The organism is Serpentinimonas maccroryi, from assembly GCF_000828915.1.
Taxonomy (GTDB): domain Bacteria; phylum Pseudomonadota; class Gammaproteobacteria; order Burkholderiales; family Burkholderiaceae_C; genus Serpentinimonas; species Serpentinimonas maccroryi.
Map to the genome: position 1 here is coordinate 894,038 of NZ_AP014569.1, position 13,611 is coordinate 907,648.

The following is a 13,611-nucleotide window of genomic DNA, read 5'->3' on the forward strand; positions in this document are numbered from 1 at the left end:
CGCCATGCGGGCATCCAAACTGTCATCTGGGGCCATGGGCGCGGCCCAAATCTTGCGCCGACCGGCCCAGACCCTGTGGGAAGGGCTGCTGCACTTCCCGTGGCGCACCACGGTACAGACGCTGCGCGCGCGCTTTCGCGCCGACGACCTGAGCAACGCTGCCGCCAGTCTGTCGTTCACCACCGCCTTTGCCTTGGTGCCTTTCATCACCGTGGCGCTGGCCGTGTTCAGCCTGTTTCCGGCCTTTGCCCGCGTCGAGCTGCAGGTGCGCCAGTGGCTGCTCAGCGGCCTGATTCCGCCGCACATCGCCGAGCCCATGGCGCAGTACCTGTCGCAGTTTTCGGCCCACGCCACACAGATGGGCGTGGTCGGGGCGGTGGGGCTGCTGCTCACGGTGCTGGTGATGGTCTGGTCGATCGACCTCAAGCTCAATGAAATCTGGCGCGTGCGCCGCATGCGCTCGTTCATGCAGCGGCTGCTGATCTATTGGAGCCTGCTGACGCTGGGCCCGTTGCTCATCGGCCTGAGCCTGAGCCTGAGCTCGTATGCGCTCTCGGTCTCGCAGGGCTGGGTGCAGGGCGTGCACGGGCTGCTGTTTACGCTGCTGGAGGGGCTGGAGTTTGCGGTGATCGTGCTGGCCATCGGGGCCATGTTTCGCTACGTGCCCAACGCCAGCGTGCGCTGGAGCCATGCGCTCGCCGGCGGCCTGTTTGCGGCCCTTGGGGTCGAGCTGGTCAAGGGCCTGCTGGCTTGGTATCTGGTGGCCATGCCCACGCTCTCGCTGCTCTATGGCACGCTGGCCACGCTGCCCATTTTGCTGTTCTGGGTCTATCTGGTGTGGGTGATCGTGCTGCTGGGCGCGGTGGTGGCGGCGTATCTGCCCAGCCTGCTGGCCGGGGTGGCGCGGCGCGGAGACGCACCGGGCTGGCACATGCAACTGGCGCTGGAGGCGCTGGCGCAGCTGCAGCTCGAGCGCCACGCCGGGGGGCGCGGCCTGCCGCTGGACGCGCTGGCAGCAAGGCTGCGCGTCGATACGCTGCAGCTCGAAGCCCCGCTGGAGGCGCTGCAGGCGCTCGACTGGGTCGGGCGGCTCGACGAAGGCGGTGAGCGCTTCGTATTGTTGGTCGATCCGGCGCAGACCGCCGCCTCGCCGCTGCTGCAAAGCCTGCTGCTGCCGGTCGAGCCCAGCACGCTGGCGCTGTGGCAGCGCAGCCGCTGGAGCGAGGCGCGGCTGGCCGATCTGCTGCCGCAGCACGGTGTCTGATCAGGGTGGCGGCAGGTAGTCGCGCAGGCCTTGCAGCACCGCCTCGGGGGCTTCGCTCATCAGGGCGTGGCCCGCAGCCAAACGCAGCACGCGGCTGCCCGTTGGGGCGGCGTCGATCAAACTTTGCGCCGCTTTGGGTGGCGTCATCTGGTCGTGCTGGCCCAAAATGAACAACACCGGGCGGCTCAGGCGCTGCAGCGCTTGCAGGCCTTGGTCGTAGCGGTCGCAGGCCGCAAAGCCCCGTTGCAGCAGGTTGGTTTGGGGGTTGCTGGCCAGCACGCGGCGCATCAGGGCGCGCGCGCAGCCGCGCAGCCACGTGCCGGGGCCGAGCACCGACGGCCCGCTGGCCAAGCTGCTGTGGCTGTACTGGTTGATGCGCTCGATGGCTTGCAGCGGCTGCGCTTGCGCTTGCTGCAGCAGGGCGGGCGCGACGCGCATGGGGTAGGCGCTGCCCACCAGCGCCAAGTGGCTGATCCGCTGCGGCGCCGTGGCGCTGGCGTGCAGCGCGATCAGCGAGCCCCAGCTGTGCCCGACCAGCGCCGCTTGCTCGATCTGCAGCGCATCCAGCAGCGCCAGCACGCTGGCGGCGGCTTCCTCCACGCTCGCCGGCGCCGCGCCGCCGCTGCGGCCGTGGCCAGGCAGGTCGATGGCCAGCACGTTGAAGCCGTGGTGCGCGAGGTAGCGGCTTTGCAAAATCCAGACGCTGTGGTCGTTGAGCACGCCGTGGATGAAGACCACGGTCGGGCGCTGCGGCGCCAAGGGGCGGCCGCCGGTGTAGGCGTACAGGGGGCCGCTGGGCAGGTCGATCAACATGGTTTTAGCCTCCTGCCTTTTCTGCCACCTTGAGGGCGCGCTTGAGGTCGTCGATCAGGTCGGCTGGGTCTTCGAGCCCGATCGACAGCCGGATGGTGCCGGCGCCGATGCTGGCCGCCGCCAGTTCGGCGTCGTTGAGGCGAAAGTGGGTGGTGCTGGCCGGGTGGATGACGAGGCTGCGGCAGTCGCCCACATTGGCCAGGTGGCTGAATAGCTGCAGCGCCTCGATGAAGGCGCGGCCTTGGGCGCGGCTGCCCTTGAGGTCGAAGCTGAACACGCTGCCGGCGCCGCGCGGCAGCAGCCGCTGGGCCAGCGCGTGGCTGGGGTGCGACTCGAGCAGCGGGTGCCCAACCCGGCCCACGAAGGGGTGGCGCGCCAAAAACTGCACCACCTCGGCGGTGTTGCTGATGTGGCGCGCCATGCGCAGCGGCAGGGTTTCGATGCCTTGCAAGATCAGCCAGGCGCTGTGCGGGCTCAGGCAGGCGCCGAAGTCGCGCAGCCCCTCGCGGCGGGCGCGCAACAAAAAAGCGCCGACCGTGGATTCTTCGCTGAAGACCATGTCGTGAAAGCCGGCGTAGGGCGCGCACAGCTCGGGGTGGCGCCCGGCGCGCTCCCAGTCGAAGCTGCCGCCATCGACCAGCACGCCGCCGATCACGGTGCCGTGGCCGCTCAGAAACTTGGTGGCCGAGTGCAGCACCAGGTCGGCGCCCAGCGCCAGCGGCTGCATCAGCCACGGGGTGGTGAGCGTGCTGTCGAGCAGCAGCGGCAGGCCGGCGTCGTGCGCGATCTGCGCCACGGCGGGCACGTCGAGCACGTCCAGCCCCGGGTTGCCCAGCGTCTCGCCAAACAACAGCCGGGTATTGGGGCGCACGGCGGCGCGCCAGCCATCGAGGTCGGCCGGTGCCACGAAGGTGGTTTCGATGCCAAAGCGGCGCAGCGTGTGTTGCAGCAGGTTGTGGCTGCCGCCGTAGAGCGCGCTCGAGGCCACCAGATGCCCCCCAGCGCCCGTCAGGGTGGCCACCGCCAGATGCAGCGCCGCCTGCCCGCTGGCGGTGGCAATGGCCCCGATGCCGCCTTCGAGCGCGGCCACGCGCTGCTCGAGCACGGCGTTGGTCGGGTTGCTGATGCGGCTATAGACGTGGCCGGCGCGCTCGAGGTTGAACAGCGCCGCCGCGTGGTCGCAAGACTCGAACACGAACGAGGTGCTCAGGTGGATCGGCAGCGCGCGGGCACCGGTGCCGGGGTCGGGGGCGGCGCCGGCGTGCAGGGTCAGGGTGTCGAAACCGGGGTCGGCGGGGCCACTCATGGGGGTTTGTCCTCGGGTCGGGTTTGCGGGGGGTGATCTGCGCCCCATTGTGGGCTATATTTGAGCCCGAGCCGGGGTCGGCCCATACAGGAGTTTAGCGATGAAGGTCAGCGACATTTTGCGCGTCAAGGGCGGTACGCTCTACACCATTTCCCCCGACGCACCCCTAAGCCAAGCGGTGCAGACCATGGCCGAGCTCGACATCGGTTCGCTGGCCGTGATGGAATACGGCGAGCTGGTGGGCATGCTCACCTTTCGCGAGGTGCTGCACACGGTGGCGCGCAACGGCGGCAACTGCGGCACCGGCAGCGTGCGCGCGGTGATGGACGACCACCCCATGAGCTGCACCAGCCAGACCGACCTCGAGCAGGTGCGGCCGCTGATGCTGCAAAAGCACTCCCGCTACATGCCGGTGATGGACGAGCGCATGCTCATGGGCGTGATCAGCTTCTACGACGTGGCCAAGGCGGTGGTGGAAGCGCAAAACTTCGAAAACAAAATGCTCAAGGCCTACATCCGCGACTGGCCCGAGGAAGAAGCGCAGCCGGCCGATAAGGCCTAAGAGGCTGGGAAGCGGGAGCCATTGGCTCTGCACCCGCAATACGGGATAATCTGCCCGCATGAGCGGCAACACCTTCGGCACCCTGTTTTGCGTCACCAACTTTGGTGAATCCCACGGCCCGGCCATCGGCTGCGTGATCGACGGCTGCCCGCCGGGCATGCCCTTGAGCGAGGCCGACATTCAGCCCGAGCTGGATCGGCGCCGCCCCGGCACCAGCGCCTTTGTGACGCAGCGCAAAGAGCCCGACCAGGTGCAGATCCTCAGCGGCGTCTATCAAGGCCAGACCACCGGCACCCCGATCGCGCTGTTGATCCCCAATGCCGACGCGCGCAGCAAAGACTACGGCGAGATCGTCCAGACCTTCCGTCCCGGCCACGCCGACTACAGCTACTGGCGCAAATACGGTCTGCGCGACCCGCGCGGTGGTGGCCGCTCGTCGGCGCGCCTGACCGCGCCCACGGTGGCCGCCGGGGCCGTGGCCAAAAAGTGGCTGCAGCAGCAGCACGGCATTGCTTTTCGCGGCTGCCTGACGGCGCTGGGCGCGCTCGAAATCCCCTTCGAGGGCTGGGAGCACGTGGGGCACAACCCGTTTTTTGCCCCGGTCTCGGATGTGTCGGCGCTGGAGCAGTACCTGCACGACTTGCGCAAGCGCGGTGACTCTTGCGGGGCGCGGCTGCGCGTGAGCGCGCAAGGGGTGCCAGCCGGGCTGGGCCAGCCGATTTACGACAAGCTCGACGCCGACATCGCTTACGCCATGATGGGCCTCAACGCCGTCAAAGGGGTGGAGATCGGGGCCGGTTTTGGCTGTGTGGCCGATCTGGGCAGCACGCACGGCGACGCGCTCACGGCGGCCGGCTTCGTTGGCAACAAGGCCGGGGGCGTGCTGGGCGGCATCAGCAGCGGCCAAGACATCGAGGTCGCGCTGGCGATCAAGCCCACCAGCTCGATTTTGCTGCCGCGGCCTTCGATCGACCTGCAGGGCCAGCCGACCGAAGTGCTCACCAAGGGCCGCCACGACCCCTGCGTGGGCCTGCGCGCGGTGCCGATTGCCGAGGCCTTGTTGGCGCTGGTGCTGATGGACCACGCGCTGCGCCACCGTGCCCAGTGCGGCGATGTGCGGCTGGAGCAGGGGCCGATTGCGGCGGCGGCACCGGCGCCGGGTTGAGCGCTTTTGCGCCTGTGGCTCAGGCCCCGCCAGCCCCGTATTTGCGCACCAGCGCCTCGAGCGCGATCTGGTAGCCCTCGACCCCGAAGCCGATCACGATCCCGGCCGCGGCAGGCGAGAGGTACGAATGTTGCCGGAAGGGTTCGCGCGCGTGCACGTTCGAGATGTGGCATTCGATCACCGGCAGCTGGGGCACGCCCTTGACCGCGTCGTGCAGCGCCACCGAGGTGTGGGTGTAGGCGCCGGGGTTGAACACGCAGCCCAGCGCCAAACCCTCACGTTGCAGGCGACCGTACTCGTGCAGCTTGTCGATCAGCGCACCTTCCCAGTTGCTTTGCAGGCATTCGGCAGCGTAGCCCAACTGGGCGGCGGTGCGCTCGAATGCCGCCTGCACGTCGGCCAGCGTGGTGTGGCCGTAGAGCTCGGGCTCGCGCGTGCCCAGCAGGTTCAGGTTGGGGCCGTTGAGGAGCAGGATTTTTTTCATGGCTCGGATTGTGCTTGGTTTTCGCTGCGTTGGGGAGCGGGCCAGCGCAGGGCGCCGGTGGCCAGCAGCACGCCGAGCAGGATCACGCCGCCGCCGGCCACCATGCTCAGCGTGATCGCCTCACCGAGCAGCAGCGCGCCGTAGATGAGCGCAAAAACCGGGATCAGAAAGGTCACGGTGAGCGCCTTGCTGGCCCCGGCGCGGGCGATCAGGCGAAAAAACAGCAGGTAAGCCAGCGCCGAACACAGCAGCCCGACCGCCACCACCGCGCCCCAAGCACCTAGGCTGGGGGTCTGTGCCGGCCAGAACCAGGCCATGGGCAGCGCCAGCGCCAGCGCCGCCCCGGCTTGGCTGCCGCCGGCGATCACCAGCGGCGGCACGTCGCTCAAATACCGCCGGTGGTGGCTGGCGGCCAGCCCGTAGCACAGCGTGGCCCCTAGGCACGCCAGCACCGCCCAGCCGGTGCCGCCGCCGGCAAAATCGGCCTTGGGCCACGAGAGCAGCAGCACGCCGGCAAAGCCCACCGCCAGCCCCAGCGCGCGCCCGGCCGGTAGGCGCTCGCGCAGCCACAGCCAAGCCACCAGCGCGCCAAAAAGCGGTGTGGTGGCGTTCAAGATGGCCGACAAGCCGGTCGAGATCGACAGCAGCGCCCAAGCAAAGAGCGCAAAGGGCAAGGCCGAGCTCAGCAGCCCCGAAACAAAAATCGCCCCGGCGTGGGTGCGCAGCAGGCGCCAGTGCCCAGCCAGCAGCAGCAGCGGCAACAGCGCCGCCGCCGCCACGCTCACGCGCAGGCCGGCCGTGGCCCAAGGCCCAAACTCGGCCGCGCCCAGCATCATGAACAAAAACGAAGAGCCCCAGAGGGCAGCCAAGAGCAGGAATTCGGCGGCGAGGGGCATGCGCATCGCAGCGATTGTCGCTCATACCCAGCGCCGGTGCTGCGCCACCCGTGCTGTGCCGGCTTTGTGGCAGGGCTTCGCGGGCCCGGCCTTACATGCCCGGCCTCACTTGCCCCACGAATCCTTGAGCGCGGCGATGCGGTTGAACACCAGTTGGCCGGGGCGGTGGTCGTGCCGGTCGGCGACAAAGTAGCCGTGGCGCTCGAACTGAAAGCGCTGCTCGGGCTGCGCCTGCGCCAGCGTGGGCTCGAGCCAAGCCTGGCGCACCTGCAGGCTGTCGGGGTTGAGGGCCTGCAGGAAATCGGCTCCACCGGCTTCGGGCTGGGCGCTGTTGAACAGGCGCTCGTACAGGCGCACCTCGGCGGCCACGGCGTCGGCCGCGGCCACCCAGGTGATGGCGGCCTTGGCCTTGACGCTGTCGGCGCCCGGGCTGCCGCTCTTGGTGCCGGGCAGCAGCACGGCGTGAACTGCGGTCACGTGGCCGCTGGCGTCGGTCTCGAAGCCGGTGCACTCGATCACGTAGGCGCCCTTGAGGCGCACCCGGCTGCCGGGGCTGCACTGGGTGGGGTCTATGGGGTCGGGCTGCGGCGGGTGCAGGCGCTTGTAGCCTTTGGGGGGCACGGGGGCAAAGTCGTCGCGCTCGATCCACAGCTCGCGCCCCAGCAAAAACTGGCGCGGCGCCAGCGCGCTCTGGCCCTCGGGGGTGTGCGGCAGCGCGGGCAGGGTGCAGCTTTCGGTGTGCTCGGGGTTGCCGTGCAGCTCGGCCCAGTTGCTCAGTACCAGCTTGAGCGGATCCAGCACCGCCATGGCCCGGGGCGCGCTGTGCTCCAGGTCATCGCGCAGGCAGCCCTCGAGGCTGGCGTAGTCGATCCAAGAGTCACTCTTGCTCGCGCCGATGCGCTCGGCAAAGAGGCGAATCGCGCTCGGGGTGTAGCCGCGCCGGCGCAGCCCGGCCAAGGTGGGCAGGCGCGGGTCGTCCCAGCCGCGCACGCGGCCCTCATTGACCAGTTGCGCCAGTTTGCGCTTGCTGGTGAGCACGTAGGTGAGGTTGAGACGCGCGAACTCGTACTGGCGCGGCAGCGGGTGTTGCAGTAAGCCGCCTTCGGCCAAGCGCTCGAGCAGCCAGTCGTAAAAGGGGCGCTGGTCTTCAAATTCGAGCGTGCAGATGCTGTGCGTGATTTGCTCGAGCGCGTCTTCGATCGGGTGCGCGTAGGTGTACATCGGGTAGATGCACCAGGCGTCGCCGCTGCGGTGGTGGGTGGCGCGGCGGATGCGGTACAGCGCCGGGTCGCGCAGATTCAGGTTGGGGCTGGCCATGTCGATCTTGGCGCGCAAGACCATGGAGCCGTCGGGGTGCAGGCCGGCGCGCATCTGGCGCAGGCGCTCGAGGTTGTCGGCCGGGTTGCGGCTGCGGTAGGGGCTGTTGGTGCCGGGGCGGTTGAAGTCGCCGCGGTGGGCGCGCATGGCCTCTGCGCTTTGCTCGTCCACGTAGGCGTGCCCAGCCTGCACCAGGTATTCGGCGGCGCGGTACATGAAGTCGAAGTAGTCGCTGGCAAAGTAGCGGTGTTCTTCGATGCGACCGGCGCAGTGGGATTGCCAGTCAAAGCCGAGCCAGCGCACCGCCGCGTCGATGGCATCGACGTATTCCTGCTCCTCTTTTTCGGGGTTGGTGTCGTCGAAGCGCAGGTGGCAGACACCGCCGTAGTCGCGCGCCAGCCCGAAGTTGAGGCAGATGCTTTTGGCGTGCCCAATGTGCAGGTAGCCGTTGGGCTCGGGCGGGAAACGGGTGCGGATGCGCGCCGGGTCGGGCACACCGGCGGCGTGGTGCGCCGCATCGCCAGGGCTGCCGCCCCAGCGCCGGCTGGCGTAGGTGCCGGCTTGCAGGTCGTGCTCAATGATCTGGCGCAGGAAGTTGCTGGGCTTGGCTTCGGGTGCTTGGGGCGCGCTGGCAGTCTGGCTGGCGGGAGGGCTAGCGGGCCGGGTGGGTGGGGCAGGGGGGGCGGCAGGGTGAGAACTCATGGGCCGATTTTAGGGGCTGGGGCACTGCTGGGGTGACTGGGGAGGGCTTGTCGGGCTTGCAGGCTCACGGGTGCAAAGAAGCGTGTGGTGTTAGAATCACGGGTTCCCAACGCTTCGCTGTCCAGGTGGACAGTCGCGTGTCTCAGGCGTTGCGAGGCTTTTTTAGTGGGGCTTGTTCCCCACCCGAAGGATTCAACCATGGTCGTCATTCGACTTTCCCGCGGCGGCGCCAAGGCGCGCCCGTTTTACAACATCGTCGTGGCCGACAAACGCAGCCGCCGCGATGGCAGCTTCATCGAGCGCATCGGTTTTTACAACCCGCTGGCCACCGGTGGCGAGGAGCCGCTGCGCGTGGCACCAGACCGCCTCAACTACTGGCTGGGCGTGGGCGCGCAGCCCTCTGACACCGCAGTGCGCCTGTTCAAGCAGGCTGCCAAGGCCGCTGCACCGGCAGCTTAAAGCGCTGGCGCTTCAGCCGCTGGCGTTGCCCTTTAACCCATGGCCGCACTCGCCGGACTAAAGCCCGCGCCGCTGCCCGCAGATGCAGTAGAGCTGGGTCGCGTACAAGAGGCATGGGGCATCAAGGGTTGGGTGCGGCTGCACAGCCACAGCGCCAAACCCGAGGCCCTGCTGCACGCTTGGCGCTGGTACCTATTGCCGCCCGAAGCCCCTTTTGCTAGGGGCTTTGACGCTTTTGAAGGCAGTGTGGTGGTGCAGGTGCACGGCATCAAGCGCCACGCCGACGGTTTGGTGGCGCAACTGGCCGAAGTGCCCGACCGCAACGCCGCCGAGGCGCTCAAGGGTGCGCGCATCTTGGTCGCGCGCGCCGATTTCCCGGCCGCTGCGTCCGACGACGAGTACTACTGGGTCGATCTGATCGGGCTCGAGGTGGTCAACCGCCAAGGCGAGGCGCTCGGGGTGGTGCGCGATCTGCTCAGCACCGGCCCGCACAGCGTGCTGTGCCTAGAGTACTTGGCCGAGGGCAAAATGGCCGAGCGCCTGATTCCCTTTGTCGCCGCCTACGTCGATGCGGTCGATCTGCCCGCGCGGCGCATCACGGTCGATTGGCAGCTCGATTATTGAGCGCCGCTGCCGCCGTGCAGCGCGCCGTGGCCATGCGCTTTGACCTCATCTCCCTGTTCCCAGAGCTCTTTGAGCCCTTCATGCGGCACGGCATCACGAGCCGGGCCTACGAATCGGGGGCCTTGCAGTTGCGCCTGTGGCCCTTGCGCGACTTCGCCGACGGCGCTTACCGGCGTGTGGACGACCGTCCCTTTGGCGGCGGCCCCGGCATGGTGATGTTGGCCGAGCCCCTGCGCCGCTGCTGGGAGGCGATCCGCAGCGAGCGCGCGCAGTTGGGCCTGCCGCTGGGGCCCACGCTGCTGTTTGCGCCGCAGGGCCGGCGGCTCGATCATGCTTTGGTGGCCGAGCAGGCGCAGGGCAGCGGCGCCATTTTGGTGTGCGGGCGCTACGAGGGGATCGACCAGCGCTTCATCGACCAGTGCGTGGATGGCCAGATCAGCTTGGGCGATTTTGTGCTCTCGGGGGGGGAGTTGGCGGCGCTGGCCCTGCTCGACGCCGTGGCGCGGCTGTTGCCCGGCGTGCTCAACGACGCGCAAAGCCACCAGCAAGACAGCTTCAACCCGGCCATCGACGGCTTGCTCGACTGCCCGCATTACACCCGGCCCGAGCGCTGGAGTGGCCCGCTGGGCGAGGCCGAGGTGCCCGAGGTGCTGCTCTCGGGCCACCACGCGCGCATCGAGGCTTGGCGGGCGCAGCAGCGCCTTGCGGCCACCGCACGCCTGCGGCCCGATCTGTGCCCGACTGCGCCGGCGAGCGCGCCGATTGGAGCCGGTCGAGCTTGATCAGGATGCTATAATCAGAGGCTTTCGATCCTCTGGTCGGCCGCCCCATGGTCCATGCAGCGCAGTGCGCTCGGGCCAGCCCAGCTTGGCAGATGCCGTGTTCGGGCTTGGGGCCTTTAGTGCAGCGCGACCACGATCGGTGTTTTAGGAAGCCATGAACCTGATCCAGATCCTCGAGCAAGAGGAAATCGCTCGTCTCAACAAGCAAATCCCCGACTTTTCCCCCGGCGACACGGTGATCGTGCACGTCAACGTGGTTGAAGGCACGCGCAAGCGCGTGCAGGCCTACGAGGGTGTGGTGATCGCGCGCCGCAACCGTGGCCTGAATTCGGGCTTCATCGTGCGCAAAATCTCCAACGGCGAAGGCGTGGAACGCACCTTCCCGCTGTATAGCCCACGCATCGAGCGCATCGAAGTCAAGCGCCGCGGTGCCGTGCGCCGCGCCAAGCTCTACTACCTGCGCCAGCGCAGCGGCAAGTCGGCGCGCATCAAAGAAAAGCTCGGCGCTTAAGCGCCGCTGCACAACGCGCGTCCCGCTCAAAAATAGGGCGCGAGCCTGCAAACCAAGCGCATCATGGGGCCCATCCAGCAACCGCTGCTGCCACCCGACGATGCGCTGCGCCGCCAGCTGCACGACGAGGTGCATGCGCGCCCACCGGCGCGTATCGCCTTGCCGGCGGCGGTGCTGTACGTGGCGCTGTTCAACGACGGAGTCAGCCGCGAAGCCGAGCTCGATGCCTTGCGTCAGTTGCCGGGGCAGGGTGACCTGTGCCTAGACGACTTGCAGGGCAATTTTCTGCGCCTGATGCTGCCCGGTTACACCCTCAAGTGGGAGCGCCACAGCGAATTCACGCGCTACTCGGTGGTGCAATCGCAGGCCGGTGCCGCAGCCGACTGGTTTGCCTCCGACCACTGGGGCGCACACCACGTGCTGCCGCCAGGCTGGCTGGCGCATCTGCCGGGGCGCACCTTCTGCGCCATCGAGCTGGCCTTGCTGCAGGGCGACCCGGATCGGGCACAGCTGTTGTTGGCTCAGGCACGCGACGCGCTCGGCGAGCACACGCTGGCGGCCTCGGTCATGGGCAACCAGTCGCATTCGCTGCTGGTGACCGACTTTAAACTGCGCGACAACGGTTTTGAGCGTGTGTTGGTCTATGCCGCCGCGCACACGTCCGAGACCCGCGCCGGCCGCATCGCCCAGCGCCTGCTCGAAGTCGAGACCTACCGCCTGATGGCCCTGCGCGGCCTGCCGGTGGCCAAGACGCTGGGACCCGAACTGGCACTGGCCGAAGCCCAGTTGGCGCAGATCACCGCCGACCTCGAGCACAGCGAGCGCTCCGACCAAGCCCTGCTCGACGCCCTGGTGACGCTGGCGGCCGGGGTCGAAAAAGCCATCGCGCAGTATTCGTTTCGCTTTTCGGCCTCGCGCGCCTACCACAACCTGGTGGAGCAGCGCATCGCCGAGTTGCGCGAGGCGCCCATCCCCGGCACCCAGACCTTGGGCGAGTTCATGCGCCGCCGGCTGGCGCCCGCCATGGCCACGGTGGCGGCGACCGAGCTGCGCCTGAACACGCTCTCGGAGCGGGTGTCGCGCGCCAGCGCCTTGCTGCGCACGCGGGTCGATATCGCCACCGAAGGCCAAAACCAGCAGCTGCTGGAGAAACTCACCCGCGGCCAAGCCATGCAACTGCGCTTGCAGTCCACCGTCGAGGGTTTGTCGATCGCGGCGATTTCGTATTACATCATCAGCCTGCTGTTGTACGGGGCCAAGGCAATCGAGTCGGCGGGCGTGCCCATACAGCCCAATATCGCGGTGGGTGCGCTGATTCCGGTGGTGCTCTACGGCGTTTGGCGCACTGTGCGGCGCATCCACCAAAAGCTGCACGCGGCCGAGTAAAGCGCGCAGCGTGGGCCACGCGCTTTGGCTTCGCAGGTGCGCCCTAGCCCAGCATATCGGCCCAGATGTTTTTCGCCCAGCCAATGGCATAGACGCCTTCCAACGCGCTGGGCGCCGGAGACACGCCACCCGAGCCCGGCACCACCAGCATGGTGCGCTGTTGCGCGTCCCAGCGGTGCACGCTGGCCACGTGCATGGCGTCGGTGTCGTTGATGAAGCTGTAGCAGGTGTTGGCCACGATGGGCATGGAAGGCACCGGCTGACCGAGCAGCAGCGACATCACTGCGGCGGCACACACCTTGCCGTGTTGGTTGGCCATGTGGCCCGATTTGGGCATGCCGGCCGAGGTTTGAATCGCGTCGCCGAGCACGTGCACGTGCGGCACGGCGATCGATTCGTAGCTTAAGAAGTTGACTTCGCACCAGCGCCGGTTCACGGTCGCAAGGCCGGTGTTTACTGCCAGGTCGGCAGCGCGCATGGGCGGCAAGACGTTGGCCACGGTGGCGCGAAAGTCCTCTTGCACCTCGAATTTCAAGGTGTTGGTGCTGGCATCGACGTCGAGCAGGGTGTGGCCAGGCCGGTATTCGATGTGATTGGGGAAGTTTTGCTGGAACACGCGCGTGAACAGGCCGCGCTTGGATTGGATTTCGGGGTTGGCATCAAAGATGATGACCTTGCTGCGCGGCTTGGATTGCTGAAAGTAGTTGGCCACTAGGCAGGCGCGCTCGAATGGACCAGGCGGGCAGCGGTAGGGCACCGCCGGGATGGCGAGCGCATAGACGCCGCCGTCTGGCATGGCTTCGAGCTGGCGCCGCAGAGCCTGGGTTTGCTCGCCGGCTTTCCAGGCGTGCAGCACGCGCGCCTTGGCTTCGGCCGAGGCCATGCCGGGCAGGGCATCCCACATGAAGTCGATACCGGGCGAGACGATCAGGCGGTCGTAGCCGATTTCGCTGCCGCCGGCGAGCTGCACCGTGTGCCGCGCGGGGTCGATGCGGTTGACGCGGTCGCGCACCACCTGCACGCCGTGGTGCTGCTGCAAGTTGGCGTAGCTGTGGGTGATGAAGCCCATGTCGCGCTGGCCGCCGATGACCAAGTTGGACATCGGGCAGGAGATGAAGTTGGCGTTGGGCTCGATCAGCGTCACACGCACCTTGCCCTCGGAAAACAAGCGCAGGTATTTGGCGGCGGTGGCCCCGCCAAAGCCGCCGCCCACCACCACCACATGGGGCGCGCGGGCGCTCGCGGGGGGCGTGGCGCAAGCGCTCAGGAGACTGACAGAACCCATAGCGCCAGCGGCGCTGAGGGTTTGGACGAATTGACGGCGTTGCATGGTGAAGGCT

Annotated in this window: 14 protein-coding genes; 8 read left to right on the forward strand and 6 right to left on the reverse strand. The window is 68.0% G+C overall.

The window, feature by feature from the left end; translation table 11 throughout:
* Positions 1–4: 4 nt before the first annotated feature.
* Complete coding sequence (locus SMCB_RS04220) at positions 5–1,264, forward strand: YihY family inner membrane protein (protein ID WP_231851247.1); 1,260 nt, start codon at positions 5–7, stop codon at positions 1,262–1,264.
* On the opposite strand, the gene SMCB_RS04225 is transcribed toward SMCB_RS04220, so the two are convergent.
* Together SMCB_RS04225 and SMCB_RS04230 are read right to left on the reverse strand one after the other, a co-directional pair.
* Entirely contained in the window at positions 1,265–2,077 is an 813-nt protein-coding gene (locus SMCB_RS04225; protein ID WP_045535313.1) for an alpha/beta fold hydrolase, read from the reverse strand.
* Between the two features lie 4 nt (positions 2,078–2,081).
* Entirely contained in the window at positions 2,082–3,383 is a 1,302-nt protein-coding gene (locus SMCB_RS04230; RefSeq protein WP_045535315.1) for an O-acetylhomoserine aminocarboxypropyltransferase, read from the reverse strand.
* Between the two features lie 100 nt (positions 3,384–3,483).
* Here SMCB_RS04230 and SMCB_RS04235 point away from each other — a divergent pair, with 100 nt between their 5' ends.
* Together SMCB_RS04235 and aroC are read left to right on the forward strand one after the other, a co-directional pair.
* A complete protein-coding gene (locus SMCB_RS04235; protein WP_045535317.1) occupies positions 3,484–3,945 on the forward strand; it encodes a CBS domain-containing protein in 462 nt (153 codons plus the stop codon).
* 58 nt (positions 3,946–4,003) lie between these two features.
* The gene (gene aroC / locus SMCB_RS04240; protein WP_045535318.1) at positions 4,004–5,110 is read left to right on the forward strand and encodes a chorismate synthase; all 1,107 of its coding nucleotides are present in this window, start codon (positions 4,004–4,006) and stop codon (positions 5,108–5,110) included.
* Positions 5,111–5,129: 19 nt separating this feature from the next.
* Here aroC and aroQ read toward each other — a convergent pair whose 3' ends face one another.
* The 3 genes from aroQ to SMCB_RS04255 all read right to left on the reverse strand — a co-directional run bounded on the left by aroQ (position 5,130) and on the right by SMCB_RS04255 (position 8,509).
* Positions 5,130–5,594 (reverse strand): type II 3-dehydroquinate dehydratase, encoded by a 465-nt coding sequence (gene aroQ, locus SMCB_RS04245; protein WP_045535319.1) that lies wholly within the window; start codon positions 5,592–5,594, stop codon positions 5,130–5,132.
* On the reverse strand, positions 5,591–6,496 hold the full coding sequence (locus SMCB_RS04250) for a DMT family transporter (protein ID WP_045535320.1): 906 nt from the start codon (positions 6,494–6,496) through the stop codon (positions 5,591–5,593). Before SMCB_RS04250 ends, aroQ begins: the two co-directional genes overlap by 4 nt.
* A gap of 99 nt (positions 6,497–6,595) precedes the next feature.
* Positions 6,596–8,509: a glutamine--tRNA ligase/YqeY domain fusion protein gene (locus tag SMCB_RS04255; RefSeq protein WP_045535322.1), complete on the reverse strand. Its 1,914-nt coding sequence runs from the start codon at positions 8,507–8,509 to the stop codon at positions 6,596–6,598.
* Positions 8,510–8,707: 198 nt separating this feature from the next.
* Between SMCB_RS04255 and rpsP the strand changes: the two genes are divergently transcribed.
* The 5 genes from rpsP to SMCB_RS04280 all read left to right on the forward strand — a co-directional run bounded on the left by rpsP (position 8,708) and on the right by SMCB_RS04280 (position 12,271).
* Positions 8,708–8,968, forward strand: a complete 261-nt coding sequence (gene rpsP, locus SMCB_RS04260; protein ID WP_045535324.1) for a 30S ribosomal protein S16 — start codon at positions 8,708–8,710, stop codon at positions 8,966–8,968.
* Positions 8,969–9,007: 39 nt separating this feature from the next.
* Positions 9,008–9,592, forward strand: coding sequence for a ribosome maturation factor RimM (gene rimM / locus SMCB_RS04265; RefSeq protein ID WP_045535326.1), 585 nt, complete (start codon positions 9,008–9,010; stop codon positions 9,590–9,592).
* Positions 9,593–9,624: 32 nt separating this feature from the next.
* Positions 9,625–10,374 carry a tRNA (guanosine(37)-N1)-methyltransferase TrmD gene (trmD, locus tag SMCB_RS04270; protein ID WP_045537606.1) on the forward strand — a complete coding sequence of 250 codons (750 nt, stop codon included), beginning with the start codon at positions 9,625–9,627 and terminating at the stop codon, positions 10,372–10,374.
* A gap of 154 nt (positions 10,375–10,528) precedes the next feature.
* Positions 10,529–10,885, forward strand: a complete 357-nt coding sequence (gene rplS / locus SMCB_RS04275; RefSeq protein WP_029461492.1) for a 50S ribosomal protein L19 — start codon at positions 10,529–10,531, stop codon at positions 10,883–10,885.
* Between the two features lie 63 nt (positions 10,886–10,948).
* The gene (locus tag SMCB_RS04280; protein ID WP_045535328.1) at positions 10,949–12,271 is read left to right on the forward strand and encodes a DUF3422 family protein; all 1,323 of its coding nucleotides are present in this window, start codon (positions 10,949–10,951) and stop codon (positions 12,269–12,271) included.
* A 43-nt stretch (positions 12,272–12,314) separates the two neighbouring features.
* Here SMCB_RS04280 and SMCB_RS04285 read toward each other — a convergent pair whose 3' ends face one another.
* On the reverse strand, positions 12,315–13,601 hold the full coding sequence (locus SMCB_RS04285; protein ID WP_052468413.1) for an NAD(P)/FAD-dependent oxidoreductase: 1,287 nt from the start codon (positions 13,599–13,601) through the stop codon (positions 12,315–12,317).
* Positions 13,602–13,611 lie beyond the last annotated feature (10 nt).

Bases quoted from the DNA above. Each gene is read 5' to 3' on its own strand.
- SMCB_RS04220 (WP_231851247.1), top strand. From the start codon at position 5: ATGCGGGCATCCAAACTGTCATCTGGGGCCATGGGCGCGGCCCAAATC.
- SMCB_RS04225 (WP_045535313.1), bottom strand. From the start codon at position 2,077: ATGTTGATCGACCTGCCCAGCGGCCCCCTGTACGCCTACACCGGCGGC.
- SMCB_RS04230 (WP_045535315.1), bottom strand. From the start codon at position 3,383: ATGAGTGGCCCCGCCGACCCCGGTTTCGACACCCTGACCCTGCACGCC.
- SMCB_RS04235 (WP_045535317.1), top strand. From the start codon at position 3,484: ATGAAGGTCAGCGACATTTTGCGCGTCAAGGGCGGTACGCTCTACACC.
- aroC (WP_045535318.1), top strand. From the start codon at position 4,004: ATGAGCGGCAACACCTTCGGCACCCTGTTTTGCGTCACCAACTTTGGT.
- aroQ (WP_045535319.1), bottom strand. From the start codon at position 5,594: ATGAAAAAAATCCTGCTCCTCAACGGCCCCAACCTGAACCTGCTGGGC.
- SMCB_RS04250 (WP_045535320.1), bottom strand. From the start codon at position 6,496: ATGCGCATGCCCCTCGCCGCCGAATTCCTGCTCTTGGCTGCCCTCTGG.
- SMCB_RS04255 (WP_045535322.1), bottom strand. From the start codon at position 8,509: ATGAGTTCTCACCCTGCCGCCCCCCCTGCCCCACCCACCCGGCCCGCT.
- rpsP (WP_045535324.1), top strand. From the start codon at position 8,708: ATGGTCGTCATTCGACTTTCCCGCGGCGGCGCCAAGGCGCGCCCGTTT.
- rimM (WP_045535326.1), top strand. From the start codon at position 9,008: ATGGCCGCACTCGCCGGACTAAAGCCCGCGCCGCTGCCCGCAGATGCA.
- trmD (WP_045537606.1), top strand. From the start codon at position 9,625: ATGCGCTTTGACCTCATCTCCCTGTTCCCAGAGCTCTTTGAGCCCTTC.
- rplS (WP_029461492.1), top strand. From the start codon at position 10,529: ATGAACCTGATCCAGATCCTCGAGCAAGAGGAAATCGCTCGTCTCAAC.
- SMCB_RS04280 (WP_045535328.1), top strand. From the start codon at position 10,949: ATGGGGCCCATCCAGCAACCGCTGCTGCCACCCGACGATGCGCTGCGC.
- SMCB_RS04285 (WP_052468413.1), bottom strand. From the start codon at position 13,601: ATGCAACGCCGTCAATTCGTCCAAACCCTCAGCGCCGCTGGCGCTATG.